The 24540-nt window shown below is 34.3% G+C and carries 20 protein-coding genes; 15 read left to right on the top strand and 5 right to left on the bottom strand.

All coding sequences use genetic code 11. The annotated features are described in order from the left end of the window. Positions 1-345 precede the first annotated feature (345 nt). Positions 346-5355, top strand: coding sequence for an autotransporter outer membrane beta-barrel domain-containing protein (locus tag H3U96_RS03170; RefSeq protein ID WP_198195664.1), 5010 nt, complete (start codon positions 346-348; stop codon positions 5353-5355). Between the two features lie 95 nt (positions 5356-5450). Here the strand turns inward: H3U96_RS03170 and H3U96_RS03165 are convergent, their stop codons facing one another. After that, entirely contained in the window at positions 5451-6299 is an 849-nt protein-coding gene (locus H3U96_RS03165; protein ID WP_086354349.1) for an aldo/keto reductase, read from the bottom strand. Between the two features lie 670 nt (positions 6300-6969). On the opposite strand from H3U96_RS03165, the gene H3U96_RS03160 reads away from it, so the two are divergent. The 13 genes from H3U96_RS03160 (at position 6970) to celB (ending at position 22349) form a co-directional block, all read left to right on the top strand. After that, positions 6970-8205: an NRAMP family divalent metal transporter gene (locus H3U96_RS03160; protein ID WP_198195547.1), complete on the top strand. Its 1236-nt coding sequence runs from the start codon at positions 6970-6972 to the stop codon at positions 8203-8205. Positions 8206-8213: 8 nt separating this feature from the next. Then, a complete protein-coding gene (locus H3U96_RS03155; RefSeq protein ID WP_198195546.1) occupies positions 8214-8996 on the top strand; it encodes a LamB/YcsF family protein in 783 nt (260 codons plus the stop codon). Positions 8997-9098: 102 nt separating this feature from the next. After that, the gene (locus H3U96_RS03150) at positions 9099-10706 is read left to right on the top strand and encodes a 5-oxoprolinase/urea amidolyase family protein (RefSeq protein WP_198195544.1); all 1608 of its coding nucleotides are present in this window, start codon (positions 9099-9101) and stop codon (positions 10704-10706) included. Beyond that, complete coding sequence (locus H3U96_RS03145; protein WP_198195542.1) at positions 10699-12447, top strand: biotin carboxylase N-terminal domain-containing protein; 1749 nt, start codon at positions 10699-10701, stop codon at positions 12445-12447. The genes H3U96_RS03150 and H3U96_RS03145 overlap by 8 nt, the downstream gene beginning before the upstream one ends. 473 nt (positions 12448-12920) lie before the next feature. Further along, complete coding sequence (gene sstT / locus H3U96_RS03140) at positions 12921-14153, top strand: serine/threonine transporter SstT (protein WP_065579342.1); 1233 nt, start codon at positions 12921-12923, stop codon at positions 14151-14153. 156 nt (positions 14154-14309) lie between these two features. Then, positions 14310-15305, top strand: coding sequence for an MDR family oxidoreductase (locus H3U96_RS03135; protein WP_198195540.1), 996 nt, complete (start codon positions 14310-14312; stop codon positions 15303-15305). 226 nt (positions 15306-15531) lie between these two features. Further along, a complete protein-coding gene (locus H3U96_RS03130) occupies positions 15532-15759 on the top strand; it encodes a ChaB family protein (protein WP_034902480.1) in 228 nt (75 codons plus the stop codon). A 431-nt stretch (positions 15760-16190) separates the two neighbouring features. Continuing rightward, on the top strand, positions 16191-17627 hold the full coding sequence (locus tag H3U96_RS03125; RefSeq protein WP_198195538.1) for a 6-phospho-beta-glucosidase: 1437 nt from the start codon (positions 16191-16193) through the stop codon (positions 17625-17627). 25 nt (positions 17628-17652) lie between these two features. Next, complete coding sequence (locus H3U96_RS03120) at positions 17653-17970, top strand: PTS cellobiose transporter subunit IIB (protein ID WP_065579381.1); 318 nt, start codon at positions 17653-17655, stop codon at positions 17968-17970. A gap of 149 nt (positions 17971-18119) precedes the next feature. After that, on the top strand, positions 18120-20129 hold the full coding sequence (locus tag H3U96_RS03115) for a transcription antiterminator (RefSeq protein WP_198195536.1): 2010 nt from the start codon (positions 18120-18122) through the stop codon (positions 20127-20129). Between the two features lie 2 nt (positions 20130-20131). Continuing rightward, positions 20132-20473 (top strand): PTS cellobiose transporter subunit IIA, encoded by a 342-nt coding sequence (locus tag H3U96_RS03110; RefSeq protein ID WP_065613416.1) that lies wholly within the window; start codon positions 20132-20134, stop codon positions 20471-20473. A gap of 11 nt (positions 20474-20484) precedes the next feature. Next, complete coding sequence (locus H3U96_RS03105; RefSeq protein ID WP_065613415.1) at positions 20485-20982, top strand: hypothetical protein; 498 nt, start codon at positions 20485-20487, stop codon at positions 20980-20982. 14 nt (positions 20983-20996) lie between these two features. Continuing rightward, positions 20997-22349, top strand: a complete 1353-nt coding sequence (gene celB, locus H3U96_RS03100) for a PTS cellobiose transporter subunit IIC (RefSeq protein ID WP_086357389.1) — start codon at positions 20997-20999, stop codon at positions 22347-22349. Positions 22350-22434: 85 nt separating this feature from the next. On the opposite strand, the gene rplI is transcribed toward celB, so the two are convergent. The 4 genes from rplI to rpsF are packed head-to-tail and all read right to left on the bottom strand — an operon-like array spanning position 22435 to position 23817. Beyond that, on the bottom strand, positions 22435-22884 hold the full coding sequence (gene rplI / locus H3U96_RS03095; RefSeq protein ID WP_065579335.1) for a 50S ribosomal protein L9: 450 nt from the start codon (positions 22882-22884) through the stop codon (positions 22435-22437). 22 nt (positions 22885-22906) lie between these two features. Further along, positions 22907-23134 carry a 30S ribosomal protein S18 gene (gene rpsR / locus H3U96_RS03090; protein ID WP_025314965.1) on the bottom strand — a complete coding sequence of 76 codons (228 nt, stop codon included), beginning with the start codon at positions 23132-23134 and terminating at the stop codon, positions 22907-22909. 4 nt (positions 23135-23138) lie between these two features. Then, the gene (priB, locus tag H3U96_RS03085) at positions 23139-23450 is read right to left on the bottom strand and encodes a primosomal replication protein N (RefSeq protein WP_065579334.1); all 312 of its coding nucleotides are present in this window, start codon (positions 23448-23450) and stop codon (positions 23139-23141) included. Then, entirely contained in the window at positions 23434-23817 is a 384-nt protein-coding gene (rpsF, locus tag H3U96_RS03080) for a 30S ribosomal protein S6 (protein WP_065579333.1), read from the bottom strand. The genes priB and rpsF overlap by 17 nt, the downstream gene beginning before the upstream one ends. A 370-nt stretch (positions 23818-24187) precedes the next feature. Here rpsF and H3U96_RS03075 point away from each other — a divergent pair, with 370 nt between their 5' ends. Beyond that, positions 24188-24535 carry an HIT domain-containing protein gene (locus H3U96_RS03075; RefSeq protein ID WP_065579332.1) on the top strand — a complete coding sequence of 116 codons (348 nt, stop codon included), beginning with the start codon at positions 24188-24190 and terminating at the stop codon, positions 24533-24535. Positions 24536-24540 lie beyond the last annotated feature (5 nt).

Below are 24540 nucleotides of genomic sequence, written 5' to 3'. Positions count from 1 at the left end.
TTTAGACGCATTAATATATTTTATTCTTTTAATTGCCAATTTACCTACTATGTGGTAAAAATGGCACTCTATTCCCGTCAGTTTTCTTTTTGTAAAATTTAAATTATTCATAATATAGTTTTTCTTTTTCTTTTTTTAATTATTTACTAATTTTGTCTTATTGTTATTGATAAATAAAGTCTTTTTTATTTATTCGAAATTTTGCCCGCTCCACAGTTGTATTGATTTCTTAGCTGTAATAAGCAAATTGCCATGCACTTAATAGCACTACTTAAAAATTCTCTATTAGATTTTTCAAATAAAAATGTTGTTTTACCAATATAGATTTATTTTGGAGAGGAAATAATGAATAAAGTATTTAAGTTAGTTTGGAATGCACAACGTCAAGCCTACATCGTTACATCAGAAAAAGCACAATCTAAAAGTCGATTATTTTTACTTAATTTATTACCAGCTATCAGTTTAATATTAGTCATGACACCAATGAGTTATGCTCAGTGTGATAATTCATTACTCGTTAATAATTGCAGCCGAAAAGTTACTAATGAGATTGCCAATAAAAATTTATCTAATAATCAATTATCTAATAAACAAATCAATGCTTATATTAACTCACTTTTTGGTGCCACTAACTTTAACAATCCAGTAGAAATATTACTATCCAGTCATATTGAATCTGATGATGATGGTTATAACTATACTGGTGATAATAGTGTTAGTGACATTACTTTATATCAATCTGCTGGAGATATTATTGGTGGCAAAAATGGTATTAATATTAACCATAATGGTAATGGTTCAACAGGTATTACGATTTCTAGTGATGTCACGGGTAAACAAGGTGATGGAATAAGAACTATAAATAGTACCTCTACTCAAGATCTAAACATTACCGAACTTGTTGGTGCCAATGTTCATGGGCAAGCCAATGGAATTAACGCCGTAAATAATGGACATGGTATAACAATAATTTCAACTGCGGACTCGGTTATCGGTGATGAACTTGATGGTATTTCGGCGGTAAACGATGGTGATACTCAAGGTTTAAAAATAATTCAATCAGCAGGTAATATTCATGGGAAAAAAAATGGTATTAATGCTAATAATAGAGGTAAAGGAAGAACAAATATTACTACCAATGGAGAAGTGGTTGGTGATGAAAATGAAGGTATTAATGCCGTAAATGAACAAAATGCCGGTGATTTACTGATTTCACAAAATGGTGGTTCTATTACTGGTGGACTTAATGGTATCAAAGCTAATAATCAGGGCAATGGTTCTACCTCAATTACGGTTACAGCTAATATTATTGGTCAACAAAATGATGGGATCAATGCCAATAATAGCAGCAATACGCATGATTTATCGATAACTCAATATTCAGGGGTTATTAATGGTAAATTAAACGGTATTAATGCTGTTAATAATGGCAATGGATCAACTATTGTCACAACTTCAGGCACAGTTACTGGTAATGAAAAAGATGGTGTAAACATTACTAGTCAAGCCAATACTAATAAATTAACCTTTAATCAATTAAAAGGTGAAATTACGGGTAAAGAATACGGCATAAATATAGTTAATAATGGTAATGGTATAACTTCGATTTCAAGCCATGGAGCGATCGAAGGACAACAAAAAGATGGTATACAGGTTACGGGTAGTGCCAACACAACTGATCTAAACGTTAATCAAACCGATGGTAGTATAAAAGGTGCACTTAATGGAATGAATTTGGCTAATCAAGGGACAGGTTCAACTTTAATTACTACTAATGGCGAAATCAGTGGACAACAAAATGATGGCCTTTATGCAATTAATCAAGCTAATACCCACGACATGACGGTTAATCAATCGGCAGGAACTATTTTGGGTCAATCTAATGGTATTAATATTCACAATGGTGGCAATGGATCTTCTATTATTGGTAGCTCGGGTGATATAACCGGTAGGACTAATTATGGTATTGTCGCTGTTAATGAGACTAATACCAAAGATCTTACAATTATCCAATCATCAGGTAATATTAGTGGTAAACAAGATGGTATTAATATTGAACATAAAGGGACTGGGTCTACAACGATTTCAACTGCAGGACAAGTATTAGGCTATCAAGGTAATGGTATTTATGCTGTAACTCAAACAAACAGCCAAAATTTAACTGCAAAACAATCATCTGGCCGTATCTATGGTAAAAAAAGTGGTATTAATTTTAATAATAATGGTAATGGCTCTACATATGTTAATACTTTTGGTGATGTCATTGGCGAAGAGAATGAAGGGATCTTAGTCAATAATGACATTCATAGCCAAGATGTCAATGTGATGCAGACATCAGGCCAGATTAAAGGTAATGCTAATGGGATTAATATTACTAATAAAGGTAGAGGTAAAACAACAGTAACTTCATCAGGTGATATTATTGGTAGTCAATATAATGCCATTACATTACTCAATGATCAAAATAGCCAAGATATCACGGTGTCACAATTAGATGGTAATATGCAAGGGGAGTCATACGGCATGTATATTACTAATAATGGCAAAAGTACCACCGCAATCACAACTTCAGGCAATGTAACTGGTGATCAGAATGATGCAATCCGTGTGATTAACAATAATAGTGCTACGGATTTAAAAATCAATCAGTTAAAAGGTAATATTACTGGTAATCAAGATGCTATAAATATAGAAAATAATGGCCAAGGACTAACCAATATTACTACTTCAGATAACGTTATCGGTAAACAACGTGATGGTATAGCAGTGAAAAATGGTACTAACTCTAAAAATCTTACTGTTATCCAATCAGCTGGTGAAATCAATGGTAATCGCTACGGAATATATGCAGTCAATAGTGGTCAAAACTCAACGGTAATTAGTATTGCAGGTAAAGTCATAGGTAAGAATAGTGACGCTATTTTTGCTGTTGCAGAGTCTGCTACTTATAACTTACTTTTTAGTCAAAATAGAGGTAGTGAGATTAATGGCAAGCTAAATAGTGTCAATCTTACCAACAATGGGCAAGGTTCAACGAATATTAAAGTTGCAGGTAAAATCATTAGCCAAACATTAGATGCTATCATTGTAGCTAATGATGCCAATACTAGTAGTCTATCCTTTAAACAAGAAGCGGATAGTAATATTCAGGGAGAGATAAATGGCGTTAATCTCACCAATAAAGGACGAGGGTTAACTAATGTTATAGCTCAAGGTGATATTAGAGCTAATCAAGGATCAGGCATATTAGCTGCTAATGGTGATACCGCAACAGATTTATTTGTTAAACAATTCAATGGCATCATCAGTGGTTTTGATAACGGTATTATGGTGACCAATAATGGTACAGGTATGACTGAACTTGATATATCAGGAAAGGTAGTTAGCCAAAATAATATCACGGGTATAGGTATTAATACTTCTGGTAAAGAAGGTCTTAAAACTTATATCAATTTAAATCAGGGCGCTGATGTCTCCTCGGCTAGTGGTATTGCGATTAAAAATGAAACAACTGATTCAATTATTGCCCTTAATAATGGTTCTAAAGTTAGTGGTCAAATTAGATTGGGTACTGGCAATGATACCTTATTTATCAATGAGGGTGCAGATATATCACAATTGACAGTCGTTGATGGGGGGAATAAATTATCTCGCGTAGATGGATCGTCTGATGTTGATAGCCTTAACCTTAATACTCATCTTATTGGTTCATCAACCTCTAATGGTTCGATAGGTGATGTGGCTATTATTGGCTGGGAAAATATTAATCTTAGTAGTATTGCTAGACTAACACTGACAGGCGATTTAAATACTGATAAATTAACTATTAATACAGGTGCTATGGTGGATCTTAAATCTGGTCTGCACCAATCTAATATTAGTGGTAGTGTTTATAATAGTGGTGTGATTACCCTTGGTAATCAATTTGCAGGTGACCGTTTAACGATTACCGGTGATTATATTGGGGATGATGGTAAGTTAATCTTTGACACAGTTGTACAAAATAGTGATAGTCCAACTGATCGATTATTTGTACAGGGTAATGTTTCGGGTAATACTTTTATAGAGATTAATAATATTGATGGTTTAGGTACTGATACTAGTAATACAAATGGTATTGAATTAGTGCATGTTGATGGATCAAGTAGTAATGATGCTTTTAAAATGCGACAAGAGCATCTAGATGTGGGTGCATATGAATATTATTTACATAAAGGTGATCTTAACAATCAAAATAATAACTGGTATTTGCGTTCTTACTTACCTAATAATCCAACTGTCCCTACAGATCCTAATGAACCGACACATCCAGTCGATCCTACAACTCCAATTAAACCAATAGACCCAACTGAACCTACGAGACCAATAGATCCTGAACCAGAAAAACCAGGTAAACCAGCCAGAATAAAAACTTATCGTAAAGAAGTATCGATGTTTGGTGCAATAGCTGAACAACTTCGTTTAGCAGATAACCTTATGCAAAGTAACTTACATCAACGTATTGGTAATGCGCCATTGTTGGATTCATCAATAGGGTGGGGAAGAATTATCACTAAACGTATTAATGTAAAACAGAATGGTACAGCAAATGCACACAGTAAAGGCAACTACTCAGGTTTCCAATTGGGTAGTGATATTTGGCAAAATGACGATTGGCGAATTGGGGGATATTTCGGTTATCTACATGGTAATTTAAGTGTTGATGGCTTTGCTAGTGGTAGATATGGACGGGTAGGTAGCAATGGTATTAATTCATACTTTATGGCTGCTTATAGCACCTATATGCAAAACGATGAGGGGTATTTAGATATGGTTTTACAAGCTGCTCGTCACCGAGCTGATGTAAATCCAAATAGTAATAAAAATAGCAAACAAAAAGCAAATAGTTTGAATGCCTCCATTGAAACGGGCAAACCATTTGGGTTATTCGATAGTAATTGGAAAATCGAACCTCAAGCACAAATTATTCACCAATGGTTAGACTTAAAAGATAGTCATATCAATGGTAAAACTACAGTAAAACATAGTGATAATAATGCTTTGCTATTCCGTATTGGGGCTAGATTTGAAGGTGACTATAAAGTTGATAATGAATTATGGCGCCCTTATGCACGGGTAAACCTTTTCTATTCACCAAGTGGTGCTGATCATGTAACTTTTGCTAGTAAAAGTGCTGCTACTAAGTTTAGTAATGGTGCTAAATCTTTCAGTTCTGAATTAGCTATTGGTGGTAGTTATGAAGTTAATAATCAAATTAATGCATATAGTGAAATTGGTCACACATTCACTCATGGTGGCGATGCCAGAGTGAAAGCTCCAATTAGTGCTTCTGTTGGCATACGAGCTAAATGGTAAATGTAAAAAAAATCACAATAAATTTGTAAAGCCGATATTGTATGTTAACTATCGGCTTTTTTTAGATTTTTCTATATATAGTAAATTTTTTAAAACTAAATATTTGGTCGACGTTGAGTCAACCACTCTACAATGGCCGGATCGCTATGTGAAAAAAATGCACTGGTTGCAGTATCAATCGCGGTGATATCGATCATATCCTTATCTGAAAGTTGAAAATCAAATAGATTAAAATTCTCCATCATACGCTCTTTTCTAACTGATTTAGCCAAACTGACAATTTGCCGTTGAATTAACCAACGTAAAATAATTTGACCTACCGACTTATTATATTTTTGGCCAATTGCGGTTAAAATTGGATGATTGAAGATATCATTCTTTCCTTCAGCAAATGGTGCCCATGCTTCCGGCTGAATAGTCTTACTTTGCATCCAAGGGGCTGCTTGTAATTGTTGATTAAAAGGGTTAACTTCAATTTGATTTACGGCCGGTTTTATTTTATTAAATGCCATTAAATCGGCTAAACGATCCGGACTAAAATTACTAACACCAATTGCTCTGATTTTTCCTTGCTCATAAAGTTCTTCCATCGCATGCCAAGCGCCATGAATATCACCAAAAGGTTGGTGGATTAAATATAAATCAATATAATCTAGTTGTAGTAAATTTAATGATTGTTCAAATTGGATTTTAGCACCTTCATAGCTAGCCCGATTTAACCAAAGTTTGGTAGTAATAAAAAGATCTTTTCGGTCAATTCCACTAACTTTAATCGCATTTCCGACTTGGCGTTCATTTTGATAGGCCGTTGCGGTATCAATCAGACGATAACCAACATCAATTGCATCCAACACCGCTTGCTGACACTGCTTTTCATCAATTTGATAAACACCAAAGCCTAGAATAGGCATTTCAATGCCATTATTTAATTTTGTGCTTTTCATAATGCGCACCTCTAACATTAGAATTAACTGAAAATATTAACGGTTGTCTTTTTGAATGATTATTTATTAATCTCAATATCAAGTAAAGCGGAAATGTTATCTCATCAGTCAACAAATAACCTGTTTTATAGTAGTTTTTCAAGCTATTTACCTTTATGTTTATCTTTAAAAAACCCCCTTTCCTCAAAATTTTTTTAGTATTAAGTAAATTATTATGAGTTATTAAAGTGATTATTATTTGAATAAACTTTAATCATTTGATAAGCGTATAAAATAAGATAGATGGATTATAAGTGGAAAGATAACTGTGTTAGTTGCCCAATTATAGTGCAATGGTCATTTAAATTAATTTACAAATTATTATAAAAATAACTATCTTTGAAAAAAATATAATATTTATTTTTAAATTATTAGTAATTATTATTTAGTTTTTTGCTAACTTCATTAAGTTATAGCATGATTATTAAATGATTTTAATTATCTCTATAGTTTTATTCTTTGCACATTATTAATCATTATAATTTTTTTTAATTAGTTTTTTGTTAAAAAAATAGTAATTATATTTGCTATTGTTTTTTGAAATATGTTAGAAATATTGGCATAGTAATTGCATATATTGATATCAGATTAATCATAATTATAGAGAAGTTTAGTAAAGAGGAACATGCGTATGGAAAATCATAGCAGCAGTACCGTTGCTTTTGTAAAAAATAGGCGAGCATCGCTGATTAGTGCAATCTTTTTGATGGCAACTTCGGCAATTGGTCCCGGTTTTATCACTCAAACAGCTACTTTTACCGTGACACTTGGCACTGCTTTTGGTTTTGGTATTTTGGCCTCTATCATTATAGATTTTGTGGTTCAGCAAAATATTTGGCGAGTAGTTGCATTAACAAAAATGAACTCATCCGATATCGCTAACAGTACTATACCTTTTAGTGGCTATATATTAGCAATATTAGTTATATTTGGTGGTTTAGTTTTTAATATAGGCAATATAGCTGGAGCCGGTTTAGGTTTAAATGCATTAGTTGGCCTTGATCCTAAGTGGGGAGGAGCAATCAGTGCTCTAATGGCGGTTTATATATTTTCATCACGTAAAGCGAGTAATTTTATTGATCGCCTAATGATTGGTTTAGGTTTATTGATGATCATTTTGACGCTTTTTGTTGTCTTTGCTTCTCATCCACCTGTCGGTGAGGCTTTAAAAGAGACAGTTATACCATCAAATATTGATTTTGCTTCAATTACAACTATTGTTGGTGGTACTGTTGGTGGTTATATCTCCTATGCTGGTGCTCATCGCTTACTTGATAAAGGTATGGTTGGCGTAGAACATATAGACTATGTATCTGGTGCAGCAACAAAAGGGATCATGGTTGTTGGTTTAATGCGTTATATTTTGTTTTTAGCCATTTTAGGTGTAGTAGCCAGTGGCGTAACAATCGATATTTCAAGTTATGCCGCTAATCCTGCATCACAAGCATTCCAAGCGGCTTTAGGCGAATTAGGCTTGCGTATTTTCGGTTTGATACTATGGGCAGCAGCCATCACGAGTATTATCGGAGCGGCTTATACTTCGATGACTTTTATTACACCTTTTAAACGTAATATTAGTGAAAAACAACGCCAATTTGCGACTATTGTTTTTATTGCTGCCTCATTGGCGATTTATTTAATTATGGGTACCGCTCCGGTATCATTGCTGGTTTTTGCTGGTGGGTTTAATGGTTTAGTATTACCGCTTGGTTTAACTATCTTTGTTTACATAGGATGGAAACGGGCTGATTTAATGTCTGGTTATTATTATCCTAGATGGCTATTGTGGTCAGGACTTTTGGTTTGTGCTATCACATGGTATATGGGAGCAATGTCTGTTTTCACTATTTTTAATTATTTAAAATGAAGGGCATCATGATTACTAATAAGATTATTGATTTAAACAGTGATCTTGGCGAAAGTTTTGGTCAATGGCAAATGGGTAATGATGAAGCAATGCTAAAAGTTGTTAGCAGTGCCAATATTGCCTGTGGCTTTCATGCCGGTTCCCCAGAAGGGATTTTAAAAACATTAAAAGCAGCCAAGTTAAATAATGTAAGTATTGGTGCTCATGTTGGGTATCCTGATTTAGTTGGTTTTGGCCGACGAAATATGGATATTAGTTCTGAAGAATTAATTGCTGATGTTATTTATCAGATTGGCGCATTAACTGGATTAGCAAAATCTATTGATGCTAAAGTTAGTTATGTTAAACCGCATGGTGCTTTATATAACACGATAGCGCATGATAAGCGCCAAGCAATGGCAACGATTGATGCTATTCGACTGATTAATCCTCATCTTGTGTTAGTTGCTTTGGCTGGATCACCATTAATCAGCTGGGCTAAAGAAAGTGGCTTGAAAGTTGTTGCTGAGGCATTTGCTGATAGAGCGTATCATACCGATGGTACATTAGTCTCTCGTAAGGAGGCTGGTGCAGTCTTACATGATCCAGATATTGTTGCCAATCGTATGTTACAACTTGTTAATGAAGGTGGTTTGATATCAATTGAAGGTGAGTTTGTTGAGATTGATGCTGGATCAATTTGTGTTCATGGTGATAGTATGGGCGCTTTAGCGATGGCGCAAAGAGTTAGCCAACAATTACAAAATAATGGCGTTAAAATTGCTTCATTTACCGATGTTATTAATGAGTAATTTGCAGTAGATATTGCAACAATATAATTCAATTATTTGCCGTAATTATCAAATAAAGATTTACTTATAAGCAATCTTTTTTGCGGTGTTTAGAGGTGTATAATGCGTTTTTTACCAGTTAATATTGATGCTCTGCTTGTCGAGTTAGAGACTCTAGAACAAGTGATGGCATTAACTGATGCATTACAATATAAAAAAGATGTATGGAATATAAATGAAATAATACCAGCCGCTCGGACTGTGTTAGTTCGATATAATTCCATTATTATGGATGGAAATAAACTTGCCCAATATATAGCGCAATTAGATGTATCCTCAGGGCAATTAAGAACGGGTGAATTAGTTACCATTCCAGTTAGTTATAATGGTGAGGATTTAGGCTTTGTAGCAGAATATTTAGGCATTAGCGTTGCTGATGTTATTTCTAGACATACAAGTAATGAATATCAGGTTGCTTTTTGTGGATTTGCACCTGGCTTTGCTTATATGGTAGCGAAGGATATTCAGCTTAACGTTCCTCGCCGTCAATCTCCCCGGGTTCGTATTCCTGCTGGCTCTGTAGCCCTAGCTGGTGAATTTAGTAGTGTTTATCCACAAGCAAGTCCCGGAGGTTGGCAACTGATTGGTGTTACCAACGTTAAAGTCTGGGATATTTATCGTGACGAGCCGGCACTCTTTAAACCAGGTACACGAGTAAATTTTATTGATGCAAGTAAAACTGTCACTAAATATAGCTTACCACAATCGAAAAAAGTAACCTTGCCGGTTGAACAACAAGAGCAATCGCAAGATATTGAGATATTAGCCACTGGAATTCAAACTTTATTACAGGATAATGGCCGCATAGGACAAGCTGAATTAGGTATTTCAGAATCAGGTGCAATGGATAAAGCAGCTTTGCATAGTGCCAATCGTATACTAGGTAATCCAACTAATGAGGCTGTTTTAGAAATAACTCAAGGTGGTTTTAAAGCTCGTATTAATAGCGCTATGTTAATTGCTGTGACAGGGGCGTCATGTGAGATTAAAGTTACTACAGTTAGCGGTGAAAGCTATTTTGCTAATATGTATCAACCGATCCAATTAGAACAAGGTGATATTGTTCATTTAGGTAACGTACAGTATGGCGTACGTAGTTATGTTGCTGTGCGTGGCGGTTTGCAAGTTCAGCCGATCTTAGCTAGTTGTTCTTTTGATACTTTGGCGCAAGTCGGTCCGAGTCCGCTAAAAGTTGGTCAAACATTGACCATCAAGAATGGTCAAACTTTTAACGCGCTTTCTTTAACAGAAACTCCCGCTATCTCTTATCCATGTAAAGATGATGTTGTCGAATTGGATATAATGTTTGGCCCTCGTACCGATTGGTTTACACAACAAGCTATACAACAACTAACTTCACAATTGTGGCAAGTGACCCCGGCATCAAATCGTATTGGTTTACGTCTTTTGGGTGAAATTCCTTTAGAGCGTGAAAAACAACAAGAATTACCAAGTGAAGGCACTTGTATGGGGGCAATACAAATTCCTGCTAATGGACAACCGGTACTATTTTTAAATGATCATCCTCTAACAGGTGGTTATCCGGTTATTGCAGCAGTATGTAATTATCATTTGGATTTGGCTGGTCAAATTCCAGTTAATGCCAAAATAAAATTTAATCCGATTGGAGTTTTTAAAGAATTTGAAGGGAGCCATGTTAATCATGTCTGAAATTAATAAACAAGTTGCACACAAAGTATTGATTGCTAATCGTGGTGAAATTGCCGTTCGGATTATTCGTGCTTGTCGAGATATGAATTTTGCATCGATAGCGATTTATGCCGATGTTGATATGGATGCATTGCATGTGCAAATGGCTGATGAAGCTTATGGATTATCAGGTAATACACCGAGTGATACCTATCTAAATATTGATAAGATTATTGCGATTGCGCAAAAATCTGGAGCAACAATGGTTCATCCCGGTTATGGTTTTTTGTCTGAACGAGTTGAATTTGCCAAAGCGGTACAAGATGCTGGTTTAATTTGGATTGGTCCTAAACCTGAAACAATAGCTATTTTGGGCGATAAAGTAAAAGCGAGACAACTTGCTATCGAAGTCGGGGCACCACTAGTTACCGGTACAGATAAGCCTGTACAAAATGCCAAAGAAGTTGTTGAATTTGCGCGTAAGCATGGATTACCAATTGCAATTAAAGCCGCATTTGGCGGAGGAGGTCGAGGACTTAAAGTTGCTTGGCAAATGGATGAATTAGAAGAACTCTATGATTCAGCTGTTCGTGAAGCAACGGTAGCATTTGGTCGTGGTGAATGTTTCTTAGAGCAATTTTTACATCATCCTCGACATATTGAAGCACAGGTTATCGCTGATGCACATGGTAATGTTGTTGTAGTTGGTACTCGTGATTGTTCTTTACAGCGTCGTAATCAAAAGTTGATAGAAGAATCACCAGCACCTTTTTTAGATGAAAAAATAGAAAAACAAATAGTTAAAGCATCAATCGATATCTGTGCTAAAGCTAATTATATTGGCGTTGGTACCGTTGAATTTTTACTGAGTCAGGATGGTAAACTGTCTTTTCTAGAAGTAAATACTCGATTACAAGTTGAACATCCAGTGACCGAAGAAACAACAGGAATTGACCTCGTTATCGAACAGTTACGGATAGCGCAAGGATTACCTGTTAGTATTAAACAAATGCCTCAACCGCGAGGGCATGCTATTGAATTTCGCATAAATGCTGAAGATGCTGCTAATGGTTTTTTACCTGTGGCCGGAACGATAACTCATTTTGATATACCGACAGGCCCAGGTGTTCGTTTAGATAGTGGCGTGATTGCAGGTTCAGTGATCCCTGCTACATTTGATTCGCTCATGGCTAAACTTATTATTGTTGGTAATAATCGCCAACAGGCTTTGGCAAGAGCTCGTCGTGCATTAGCTGAGTTTACCATTGAAGGAGTTGCTAGTGTGCTACCATTTGATCGAAAAGTGATAGACCATCCTGATTTTTGCCAGCAGTTTAATGTGCATACTCGTTGGATTGAAACGGATTTTAAAGCAGAACTTGAACCAGCAAAAAGGCAACTTCCGCAGCAAGAAGATTTACTGACCCATACCTTTATTGAAATTGATGGTAAACGTTGTAAGCTTGGTTTACCAGCGAAACTATTTTCTGGATTATCTATCAGCCAGACCAATAGTGAAGCCCAATCAGTTGTAACTACTAACACAAATCTTGATTTAATTGTTCCAGCTCCAGTGTCTGGCAATTTGTTTAAATGGTTGGTTGAGGATAATCAAAAGGTTGAACACGGTGATATGATTGCAATTATCGAGGCAATGAAAATGGAAATTCAAGTAATAGCTCATCGTGAAGGTATTTTGAAACATTCTCATACCGAAGGTACGTATGTTAATGCTGATGATCCTATTGCTGAAATTATTTAGTATTAAAAATAATTTATAAATTAATAATAACAATATGTTTTATTAGATTCTTGCAGTTGGTAAAACATATTGTTTTTTTATATTAAGATTATTAGTATTGCCTTTTCGAAACAGTTATATCGGCGATTAATATGTAATTTAAATTTTTGATATTAACCTCCCTAATCTTATTGTTGAGCTCTTAACTTATAAATTAAACGATATAATCACGAATATTTATCTCGAATTTGAATTAATTATCCAATGCTATTCTCGTTTTATCATTCTCAAAAACCCCTTTCCTCAAAATTTTTTATTGAATGATAATAGTTATTGGCGACTCTTTCTAACCCCTATCTAGATTCAGGATAATAATTAAACTTAATAATTGAATAAAGTAATATAAAAAATAGTTATCATGATAATTTTTTTATAGTTTTTGTTTTAATTTATGATAAGGTTGCCGTTTTGTATTTTATACATAGGGAAGCACTATGACACATTCAACCAATAAATTGGTTCGTTTTTATTTCAAAGTAGGATTAATACCACAAATTATTTTGGGGTTAATCTTAGGTATTGCGTTAGCGGCAATTTCAAAAGATGTTGCATTAGATATGTCCTTTATAGGATCACTTTTTATTAATGCTTTGAAATCAGTAGCTCCAATCTTGGTACTTATTTTAGTTATTGCTTCAATATCTAATCACCAACATGGTAAACGGGCCAATATGGGAGAACTATTGGCACTTTATTTTGCCGGTATGATGTTAGCGGCATTATTAGCAACTGTTGCTAGTTTTATCTTTCCTTCTGATATCTCTTTAGGTGATACTGCTAATCAAACAAAATTAACACCTCCAGGTAGTATTCTTGAAGTACTAAAAACGTTATTTAATAAGATGATCGACAATCCAATTAATGCGCTGGTTAATGCTAACTATATTGGTCTTATTATTTGGGGTGTTGGTATTGGGATTGCATTAAGACATTCAAGTGAAACCACGAAAACAATGATGAATGATCTTTCTGTAGCTATTTCATTTATCGTTAGAATTATTATTCGTTTTGCGCCATTAGGTGTATTTGGTTTAGTCGCTTCAACGCTTGCAGAAACAGGATTTGGTGAATTACTTAAATATGCCCATTTAATTCTTGTGTTGGTATCTTGTATGTTAGTTGTGGCATTGATCATTAATCCTTTATTGGCGTATATGGTCATGCGTAAGAACCCGTATCCATTAGTTTTAACTTCATTAAAAGAGAGTGCTATTCCAGCTTTCTTTACTCGTAGTTCGGCAGCAAATATACCGGTTAATATGGAAATTTGTCGAAAACTAAAAATGGATGAAGATACCTATTCCGTCGCGGTACCGTTAGGGGCAGCCATTAATATGTCAGGTGCAGCTATCACTATTACTATTTTAACCTTAGCAACTGTTAATTCATTACATATAGAAGTTGATGTCCTTTCTGCGGTATTGCTTTGTATTGTAACGAGTGTTTGTGCTTGTGGAGCATCGGGAATTGCTGGTGGTTCATTACTGTTGATTCCTGTTGCTTGTAGTATGTTTGGCATACCTAATGAAATTTCAGCAAAAGTCATTGGTATCGGTATTGCAATTGGTGTAATTCAAGACTCAGTTGAAACTGCACTTAATTCATCTAGTGATGTGGTATTTATTGGCGCTGTTTCAGAGAAAGTACAGCGTAATAAAGCAAAATAGAATCAATTTATTCGTTAGCCAATTTATAATGACTATTAAGCCTGATAGATATCAGGCTTTTTTATGAATTGAAAACACAATCAGTAGCTCAATGATTGCATTTACTCTAATGACTATTTATCATGATTTACATATTAAATGTACTAAGGAATTATCATGTCATTCAATGCAATTATATTAGGGAAAGATGAGGTTACTGGATTTTCAAATTCCTTAAAGACAATTACTAAACAGCAGTTATTGCAGCAGCCGGGAGATACTTTAGTTCAAATCCATTATTCAAGCATCAATTATAAAGATGCATTAGCCTTGACAAATAAAAGTCCTATAGTTCGACAATGGCCAATGGTGCCGGGTATTGACGGTGTGGGTACTGTTATTGAGTGTCAAAGTGGCCATTATCAAGTCGGTGACTTGGTTATTTTAAATGGCTGGGGATGTGGAGAAACTCATTGGGGATGTTTAGCTCAATATGCCTATCTAAAATCAGATTGGTTAATCCCTTTACCTAATAACCTGACTACTTATCAGTCAATGGCTATGGGTACCGCTGGTTATACCGCTGCACTTTGTGTAAAACGCATTATTGATTTTGGTATTAAACCACAAGATGGCAAAATTTTGGTAACCGGTGCTAGTGGTGGTGTCGGTTCTGTGGCCATTGCCTTATTGTCTAGATTGGGTTTTAACGTTACAGCATCAACAAGTAAAACTTCTGATAAAGAGTATTTATCAAAACTAGGTGCGGTTGATATTATTGATAGTCAATCATTAAAAACGCCGAATAAACCGTTACAAAAAGAGTTATGGTCAGCAGCAATAGATGTTGTTGGCTCAAGCACATTAGCTAATATTTGTGCTCAAACTCAATATGGTGGCATAGTCGCATGTTGTGGTTTGGCACAAGGTATGGACTTACCTGTAACCGTGGCACCATTTATTTTACGCGGCGTAACACTATCGGGAGTTGATAGTGTGATGGCAAGTTATGATAAACGGGTTGCAGCTTGGCAATTAATAGCAGAAAACATGGAAGAGCAACTGTATACTCATATAGCTAAAACCATTACATTAGATCAATGTTCTGAGATAGCAAATAAGATGATCGCTGGCGAAATTAAAGGACGCTTTGTGGTTGATGTGAATAGGTGATTTCATCTTTAGTCGTAGAACAATATATAGCGGTGTAAAAATACACCGCTATATAAGTGTTAATATTAATCGAGATGAAAATTAATACTATCAATTGCGTGATAATACTTGTATTTCGGGTAAAATAAGACTAAATTCAATCCAACTTAACTATTTTTCTGTGATGTTCGCAATTACCAATCAAAGTTATCAATAATCTGTGATTAATTTCGAGGGGGAATGTGATATGCCATATCAAACAAGAGAAGATTTACCTGAATCAGTCCGACATGTTTTACCTACCCATGCTCAAGATATTTTTAAAGAAGCTTTTAATAGTGCCATAAAAGAGTATCAAGATCCGAAGAAACGACGCGACAACAGTGATGCTGAACAAGTTGCTTTTCGTGTTGCTTGGTCAGCGGTTGAAAAGGTCTATCATAAGGATGAGCATGGCAAATGGGTAGCTAAATAAAACTTAAAACATTATAGATAGCTTGTTTTATTATTGAATAACGTTATAAATAATAAGTAAGAATAAACGCTAAGCCGACATGGATAGTCGGCTGAATTAATTTCCATTTCCGCATCTGTTAGAGTAGGGGCAACTATGGCTCATTGTTTATTAGCAACGCGATTATTTGCACAAAAAATGGTTAACACCTGAGTATTATTGTTTAACTGACAGCTATTTAGTTATAAATTAGCTGCCAAATTTTTATTTTCTTAAGTTTAAATTTACAACTCCCTGTTTTCTTCCTAATTCTCTTCGTTATCCAAATTTAAGATAAATTTTCCTTATTCTATTTACAATTTTCCTTATCAATACGGAAAAAGTTGGTTAGTAATTATTTATTTTTCCTCTTATACTAAATTTGAATCATCAATAAACATAGGTAATTGATTATGAATAATAAAGGTTTACCAAAAGATTTTCTATGGGGCGGTGCTGTTGCTGCTCACCAATTGGAAGGTGCTTGGCAAGTTGGCGGCAAAGGTATGAGTGTTGCTGATGTGATGACAGTCGGATCACCGAAAAGCTATCGCAAAATCACTGAAGGTATTATTCCTGGTGAGTATTATCCTAATCACGAAGCTATCGATTTTTATCATCATTATAAAGATGATATTAAGTTATTTGCTGAAATGGGGTTTAAGTGTTTTCGAACTTCAATTGCTTGGACGCGAATTTTTCCAAAAGGTGATGAGCTTGAACCAAATGAAGAAGGTTTGAAGTTTTACGATGATTTGTTCGATGAATGTTTAAAATATAACATTGAACCTGTAGTCACTCTTTCACATTTCGAATTACCTTATTATTTAGTAACCGAATATGGTGGTTTTCGTAATCGTAAATTAATCGATTTCTTTGTTCGCTTTGCCGAAGTCTGTTTTGATCGTTATAAAAATAAAGTGAAATATTGGATGACCTTTAATGAGATTAATAACCAAGCTAATTTTAACGAAGATTTTGCTCCTTTCACTAATTCTGGTATCTATTATAAAGAAGGTGATAATCGTGAGGAGATCATGTATCAAGCCGCTCATTATGAATTAGTTGCCAGTGCAAAAGCAGTTCAAATTGGTCATGCGATTAACCCTGATTTTCAAATTGGATGCATGATTGCACTAGTGCCAATTTATCCTGAAACTTGCAAACCAAGTGATATTTTAATGGCGCAAAAAGTGATGGAACGTAAGTACTTCTTTACTGATGTCCATGTGCATGGCAAATATCCAAATTACATTCAAAAATATTGGCAACGAAAAAATATCAAACTCGATATTACCCCGCAAGACTTAGAAGTATTAACGAAAGGAACGGTTGATTATATTGGATTCAGCTATTACATGTCGAATGTGGTTAGACACAATAAAGGTAATGATCATTATGATTATAATGAAAAAACCGATTTAGTCGGCAATCAATATGTCAAAAAATCCGATTGGGGCTGGCAAATTGATCCAGAGGGCTTACGTTATACCTTAAATTGGCTAACTGACACCTATCAATTACCGCTATTCATTGTAGAAAATGGTTTTGGTGCTTATGACAAAGTTGAATCGGATGGTAGTGTTCATGATAGTTATCGAATTGAATATCTACGTGAACATATCAAACAAATGAAGTTAGCCGTTATTGAAGATGGCGTTGACTTGATGGGTTATACACCATGGGGTTGTATTGATCTCGTTTCTGCTGGTACTGGTGAAATGGAAAAACGTTATGGTTTTATCTATGTCGATAAAGATAATAAAGGCAATGGTACCTTAAAACGTAGTCGTAAAGATTCTTTTGCTTGGTATAAAAAAGTCATTGAGTCAAATGGTGAAATTTTATAACGATTTAAATTCATTAGGAGAAATTATGAAAAAAGCGTTAATTATTTGTGCAGCAGGTATGTCATCATCACTTATGGCTAAAAAAGTTACTGAATTTTTTGCTAGCCAAAATAAAGCCATTGAACTTGATGCGGTATCAGCAACTGAAGGTAGTAGTAAGATTAAAAATAGTGATTTTTCACTGTTCTTAATTAGCCCTCAAACCATGATGATGTTTGATAAATTAAAAACGTTGGGCGATGAAGTAGGAAAACCAGTGGTGAGTATTCCTTTTCAAGCATATATCCCAATACCGTCTGGTATTGAACAATTAGCTAAATTAGTCGAGGATAATATTAACTAATATTCAAGAAAATCTTTGTTCTACCGATCTTAATATGATGCGAATCTTTTATGAAGGCTCGCATCATAAAATGGCTTAAGTTTAATATTGCCATTTTAGTAACTTAACCCTTTGGATAAATTTCATTAATAGTTAAGGTGTAGTAGATAATGATAAAACAAAAACAACGAGAACTAATTAGTTTACTTGTTCGTTCTAAAAATGAATATAAAAGTAGTCAAGAATTAGCTACGCAATTATCGTTATCTGATCGTACCGTACGTACCTACCTTAAAGATTTAAAAACTATAATTGAAAGTAATGGCGGCAATATAATAAGTAAACAAGGTTACGGTTTTCAATTACAAATTGAAGATCGAAATGCATTTAATTTATTTTTAATTGAACACCATTTATTAGATAAAAATGTTGAACAATTTCAATGTCGAGAAGCGAGTGAACGAAAACATTATATTTTGAATTTATTGTTATTAGAGAGTCAAAAAATTGATGTTGAAGCATTATCAGAACAACTATTTATCAGCTCATCTCAATTAAATAAAGATATTGCCGAAATTAAATCTCAATTACTTCCTTATGAACTAACAATTAAAAAAAATCATTCTCTAGTTTTTGTTGATGGTGAAGAAAAAGCTAAACGTCATTTTATAATGAGCTATTTTTTTCATGAGGATTCAATTAATTTTCTACACCATTTGTCCTATTTTAATCAAGCTTGTGAAACCATTAGTTTTGATTCATTAACTATTATTATTTTAGATGAATGTCGTGAGGCAAATATTAAATTATCTGACGTGATGATACAAAATATTGTCTTGCATTTATCATTAAGTATTAAGCGTTTACAATCGGGACTTTCGATTCAGAATCTTGATTTGCCTGTTTCAACAAATTCATCACTTGAATATCAAGTTGCCGAGCGAATCATCGCTCGCATTGAATCGATTATTGGTTTTCATTTTCCTAAAGAAGAACAGATGTACCTTACTCTACATTTGATGAGTAAATCTAATTTAATTCAAGATGATCTGGATGATGATTTAGGTTTGTCATTAACAAATTTGCTATTAAAGATCCAACAAGAAACAGGCTATCCTTTTTTGCATGATGAACAATTAAAAAATGGATTAATCCAACACTTAAAACCAATGTTAGTACGTTTACAACAGAATATTAAATTAGATAATCCATTAATAGATGAAATCAAACACCAATATTGTGAAGTCTTTGGGTTAGTTAAGCGTTATTTCAATCAATTACCCAATTTACAACAATATGAAGTGAATGATGATGAATGGGGATATTTAGCACTGCACTTTTTAGCATCACTTGAAAAACTAAAAAATGAACAGAAAGCCAAAGTGTTAATTATTTGTGCAACGGGTCTTGGTAGTGCTCAATTACTTAAAAATCGAGTAGAAAGTGAATTTGATGAAAGAGTGAAAATTGTGGCAACACGAGGTTATTATGAAATTGATCCAGAAATGTTAAATGACATCGATTTTATTATTTCTTCGGTCGATTTATCGTCAAAAATATTTAAAGTACCGGTATTTCATGTTTCAGTATTTTTTTGTGAAGAAGATGTTCAAGCTATTCGCCGTTATCTTTCCCATAGACAAAAACCTAATTCATTGCCAAAAAATTCATTTGTGACAACATTTGATGATAAACAGCAAAATCATTCGCATTATATTAGTCAAATCTTTGATGATATTGCCGCAGATTATTTTTATTTGTGCTCAAACAAACCATCTAAACAAGCTGTTTTGGATCATTTGCTTGATCTCTTGTCTATTAATGAGGCAAAAAGCTTTAAACGTGAAATGCAAAAGCAAATGGAAAAACGGATGGTTATTGGTGAAATACTTTTTAGTCCAACCATCGTGGTTCCTCATCCAGCTATTCCAGTAGGTAAAATAGCTAAAATAGCGATTGCCATTATTCCAGAAGGGCTTTGTTGGGATGAAAACTACCCAGATGTAAAATTCGTTTTTATGATTTCACCGTCAATTTATCAAAATTCTCATTTAGCAATGATGACTAAAGCAATTGTCAATTTAATCGATGATTCGGTCATGCAACAAGCCATGTTAAAAATTGCAAATTTTAATCAGTTTAAATCACTTTTTATCCAACTTATTGAAAAAGGATCGTAACAATGAATGACCAAATGAGCTCAGAGGATATTCAAATTACCGCATTTAATATTATTTTACATAGTGGTAATGCCAAAACCAAAATTCATGCTGCTTTCAAAGCAATGAGAAACGCAGAATTTGATACAGCAAATCAGCTCTTAGAAGAGGCCAATGAGGAAATATTAGAAGCACATAAATCGCAAACCGATCTTCTACAATCTTATGCTAATGGTTGTAAAATTGAGATGGAAATTATCATGGTGCATGCTCAAGATCATCTAATGACAACAATGACGTTACGCGAAGTTGCCATTGAGATGTGTTATCTCTATCAAAAAACCTATCAGTTATCAAATCAATAAAGAGGTTAGCGATGAATACTCCACTAGAAAGCCAACTTAAAATGCATAAAAAAGTCAGTTTGACTAATCTTTATTTTAATCGCTTTTTAGCGGTTCGTTATGCGACAGCCTTCTTTCTATTTATTAACCTTTATTGGGCTGTCTTTCTGTTGGGGAGCTTATCAATTGCTATAGTACTACCACTGTTGCTTATCGTGATGGCTACATTAACTAGTTTTGAACAAATTAAGCTTTATCGTAATCATAAAAATCATTTACGTTATGCCAGTTTATTGTACCGAACATTATTAATATCCATTATCGTGTTAATGGTTTTGATTTATACCCCATTGTTTCACTTTTTCTTTCCATTTCTAAAAAATTCACCGGAGGCGGTAAATATTATATTAGGCATTTTGGCAGCAAGTTTAGTTTTTACTATTTTTATACTGATAAAACTAAAAAAAATTGAGCGTAATGAGGATAAACATTTTAAAAGAATCCAAGCTTATCAAGAAATCATCAATTGAATGAGGAAAACAAAATGAATACCGGATTTGTGTTGTTACAAAAGTATCTAATGACTCCGATGGCTAAAATATCGCAGTTTAAGATTGTTCGAGCAGTAATGGCAGCTGGAATGGCGTCAGTGCCTTTTTGTATAGTTGGATCGATGTTTTTGGTGTTTAATACGTTGCCGATGACATTTACTGGCTTAGAAACAGTGTTTGAAAATACTGTTTTCAAAGTAAGTGATCTTTATATGATAGCAAATACAGCGACAATGGGGATATTAGCACTCTATTTTAATATTGTTGTCGGTTATGAATTAACTAAAATTGAGGAAGAAGAAACTGGTTTAAAAGTAAATGCACTTAATGGTGCTATGTTATCGGTATTTGCTTTTGTTATGACTTTACCAGAATTGGTAATGCAAAGCGGTGCAATGGTTTTACTTAATGACCAAAGTGAATTAGTTTTTAACGGATTACGTTTAAAACCGTTTATTTATCGCTTAGGTACATCTGGTATCTTTATTGCCATTGTTATGGCGATTATTGCAACACAGTTGTATTTCCTCTGTGTACGTCGTAATTGGGTGGTTAAAATGCCGGAAACCGTTCCATTAGGCGTATCCCGATCATTCACTGCATTAATTCCAACTTTTGTTATTGCATTCACAATTCTTATTCTAAACGGAATTTTGGTGTATTTTGGTACGGATATATTTGATATTATCGGTGTTCCATTTACCTTTGTAACCAATTTAACTAAAAGTTGGCTTGGTATAATGGTGATTCTATTTTTAATCCATGCGCTTTGGGTTGTTGGTATTCACGGTGCTAGTATAATTGGGGCATTTATTACGCCTATAATGCTTAGTAATATGAATGAAAACGTTGGCGGCGCACATATTCCATTTGCTGGTGAATTCAATAATTCATTGGTAATTTTAGGTGGTTCAGGTTCAACGTTACTTATGACTTTCTTTATTGCTTTTTGTGCTAAATCGAGTCAATTAAAAATTTTGGGGCGAGCTTCAGCAGTCCCAGCAATTTTTAATATCAATGAGCCAATTATTTTTGGTATGCCGATAGTGTATAACCCATATCTTGCCTTACCGTTTTTATTAGCACCAATGGCATGTGGTACTTTAGGTTATTTTGCGATTAGTAGTGGGTTTATGAATCCAATTATTGCATTAATACCATGGCCATCACCAATGGGATTAGGAGCGTTTATTGGTACTGGTGGGGACTATCGAGCTATGTTTGTTGCGATACTTTCAGCAATTTTAGCGTTAGTAATTTATCTACCTTTTGTCAAAATGTACGACAACAAGCTTTATAAAGAAGAACAAGCCAAATCTGAAAGCAAAAGTCAAACAGAGGAATAAATTGCAGGTTGGTGTCGAATCTATTCTTGTTTTGATAAAAAACCCGTTTAATTAAACGGGTTTTTTATTGCTATTTATTTGATGATTATTCAGGAATAATATCAACAATAACTTTTGCAAAAGCTTCGCTGTGTACTTGGAATAACACTTCGTGTTCACCAGTAGTACGCAATACGCCATTTGGTAAACGAACTTCGCTTTTTGATACTTGAATACCACGAGCTTTAACTGCATCAGCGATATCACGAGTACCAATTGAACCAAATAAACGACCTTCATCACCTGCTTTAGAAGTAATAGTTACTTTACCTAAAGCATTGATTTCAGCAACGCGTTGTTCAGCTGCTTTTAATGTTTCAGCTAATTTTGCTTCTAATTCAGCACGACGAGCTTCGAAGAATTCAATATTCTTTTTAGTTGCTGGTACTGCTTTACCTTGTGGAATCAAAAAGTTACGAGCGTAACCCGCTTTAACATTAACTTGATCACCTAAGCTGCCTAAATTAGCAACTTTATCGAGTAGAATAATTTGCATTATATGTTCCCTCTGTTGCTAATTACTGATGATTGTCAGTATATGGTAATAATGCCAAGTAACGAGCGCGTTTGATAGCGCGAGCTAGTTGACGTTGATATTTTGCGCTAGTACCAGTAATACGGCTTGGTACGATTTTACCACTTTCTGTGATATAGCTTTTTAATAAAGAAACATCTTTATAATCAATTTCTTTAACGCCTTCTGCTGTAAAACGGCAGAATTTGCGACGACGGAAGTAACGTGCCATTTGGCTATTCTCCTAATAGTTCAATTTGGTCAGCATGTAAAACTATTTGACTGGTTTTATCTCGTTTAGTATGTGTACTAATAAAGCCACTTACCAAAACTTTGCTGCCTTTTTTAATACTGTAACTTAACTCTTGTTGTCCACTGACAATAACGGGCATTATGCACCATGCTTGTCTTGGGAGTCCTGCTTCAATTTGTTCAGAAACATGTTCTAAATAAAACTGACAGTGTGATATCCCACTTGGACTCATTTTTTTAATCGGGGTTTTGGTAACCAATCCCGATAAAACTAAACGATTATTCTTCCGAATCATCGTCCATGTTTGCATCGCTAAAATCTTCTTCAGAACTACGACGTTCATCTTTAGCTTTTAGCATTGGTGATGTTTCAGTTACAGAATGTTTAGTACGCATAATTAAACTGCGAATTACTGCATCATTAAAACGGAAGTTATCTTCAAGCTCATTTACTGCTTCTTGAGTAGCTTCAACATTCATTAACACATAATGTGCTTTATGCAATTTTTCGATAGGATATGCTAATTGACGACGACCCCAATCTTCTAAACGATGGATTTTGCCACCATCAGTGGTTAACGTACCAGTATAACGTTCGATCATACCAGGTACTTGTTCACTTTGATCTGGGTGAACCATAAATACAATTTCGTAATGACGCATTATCGCTCCCTACGGATTAATCAGCTTTCTGTCGGGGCAACCGCAACCCATTGAAAGCAAGGAACATGAAAATTAAGCGGTTGAAATCGACGGCGCATTATATATCAAAATAATTACTTTAACAAATGAATAAATATTAAAAGTGTTATTCGTTTTTTATAATAAAAATAATCTGTTAATCATAACTAAAAATTTTAACTAATAATCGATTATAAATAGAATAAAAAAAACTTTTCGGCAAAGTTTTTACTTGAATAAGTGAATTAGGTGTAAAAATGTAACGATATCTATACATCTTTGTTATTAAAATATGTTATTCTTTATAAAATAAAAGTTTAATATTAATAGCTATTTTTAAAGGAGTGCTTATATGGCTGAAGAAACCATTTTTAGTAAAATAATTCGCCGTGAAATTCCTGCTGATATTGTTTTTCAAGATGATCAGGTCACTGCCTTTCGGGATATTTCTCCTCAAGCCCCTACACATATTTTAATTATTCCCAATAAATTGATCCCAACCGTAAATCATATTGCAGAGTCTGATGAAGCACTGCTTGGTCATATGATGGTTGTTGCGGCTAAAATTGCCAAGCAAGAAGGGATTGATGAAAGTGGTTATCGTTTAATAATGAATTGTAATAAAGATGCAGGACAAGAAGTCTTTCATATTCACATGCATTTATTAGGTGGTAAAAATTTAGGGCGATTAATAGGTTAATTTAT

It is taken from the genome of Gilliamella sp. M0364, assembly GCF_016100565.1.
Classification (GTDB): domain Bacteria; phylum Pseudomonadota; class Gammaproteobacteria; order Enterobacterales; family Orbaceae; genus Gilliamella; species Gilliamella apis.
Note: the sequence above shows the minus strand (reverse complement) of the source record. Positions and strands in the feature narration are given on the sequence as shown.

Coding starts and splice junctions, on each gene's coding strand:
- H3U96_RS03125 (WP_198195538.1), top strand. CDS start 16,191: ATGAATAATAAAGGTTTACCAAAAGATTTTCTATGGGGCGGTGCTGTT.
- H3U96_RS03150 (WP_198195544.1), top strand. CDS start 9,099: ATGCGTTTTTTACCAGTTAATATTGATGCTCTGCTTGTCGAGTTAGAG.
- rpsR (WP_025314965.1), bottom strand. CDS start 23,134: ATGGCACGTTACTTCCGTCGTCGCAAATTCTGCCGTTTTACAGCAGAA.
- H3U96_RS03135 (WP_198195540.1), top strand. CDS start 14,310: ATGTCATTCAATGCAATTATATTAGGGAAAGATGAGGTTACTGGATTT.
- H3U96_RS03110 (WP_065613416.1), top strand. CDS start 20,132: ATGAATGACCAAATGAGCTCAGAGGATATTCAAATTACCGCATTTAAT.
- H3U96_RS03145 (WP_198195542.1), top strand. CDS start 10,699: ATGTCTGAAATTAATAAACAAGTTGCACACAAAGTATTGATTGCTAAT.
- H3U96_RS03170 (WP_198195664.1), top strand. CDS start 346: ATGAATAAAGTATTTAAGTTAGTTTGGAATGCACAACGTCAAGCCTAC.
- H3U96_RS03120 (WP_065579381.1), top strand. CDS start 17,653: ATGAAAAAAGCGTTAATTATTTGTGCAGCAGGTATGTCATCATCACTT.
- rplI (WP_065579335.1), bottom strand. CDS start 22,884: ATGCAAATTATTCTACTCGATAAAGTTGCTAATTTAGGCAGCTTAGGT.
- H3U96_RS03115 (WP_198195536.1), top strand. CDS start 18,120: ATGATAAAACAAAAACAACGAGAACTAATTAGTTTACTTGTTCGTTCT.
- H3U96_RS03075 (WP_065579332.1), top strand. CDS start 24,188: ATGGCTGAAGAAACCATTTTTAGTAAAATAATTCGCCGTGAAATTCCT.
- H3U96_RS03165 (WP_086354349.1), bottom strand. CDS start 6,299: ATGAAAAGCACAAAATTAAATAATGGCATTGAAATGCCTATTCTAGGC.
- H3U96_RS03130 (WP_034902480.1), top strand. CDS start 15,532: ATGCCATATCAAACAAGAGAAGATTTACCTGAATCAGTCCGACATGTT.
- H3U96_RS03105 (WP_065613415.1), top strand. CDS start 20,485: ATGAATACTCCACTAGAAAGCCAACTTAAAATGCATAAAAAAGTCAGT.
- sstT (WP_065579342.1), top strand. CDS start 12,921: ATGACACATTCAACCAATAAATTGGTTCGTTTTTATTTCAAAGTAGGA.
- rpsF (WP_065579333.1), bottom strand. CDS start 23,817: ATGCGTCATTACGAAATTGTATTTATGGTTCACCCAGATCAAAGTGAA.
- priB (WP_065579334.1), bottom strand. CDS start 23,450: ATGATTCGGAAGAATAATCGTTTAGTTTTATCGGGATTGGTTACCAAA.
- celB (WP_086357389.1), top strand. CDS start 20,997: ATGAATACCGGATTTGTGTTGTTACAAAAGTATCTAATGACTCCGATG.
- H3U96_RS03155 (WP_198195546.1), top strand. CDS start 8,214: ATGATTACTAATAAGATTATTGATTTAAACAGTGATCTTGGCGAAAGT.
- H3U96_RS03160 (WP_198195547.1), top strand. CDS start 6,970: ATGGAAAATCATAGCAGCAGTACCGTTGCTTTTGTAAAAAATAGGCGA.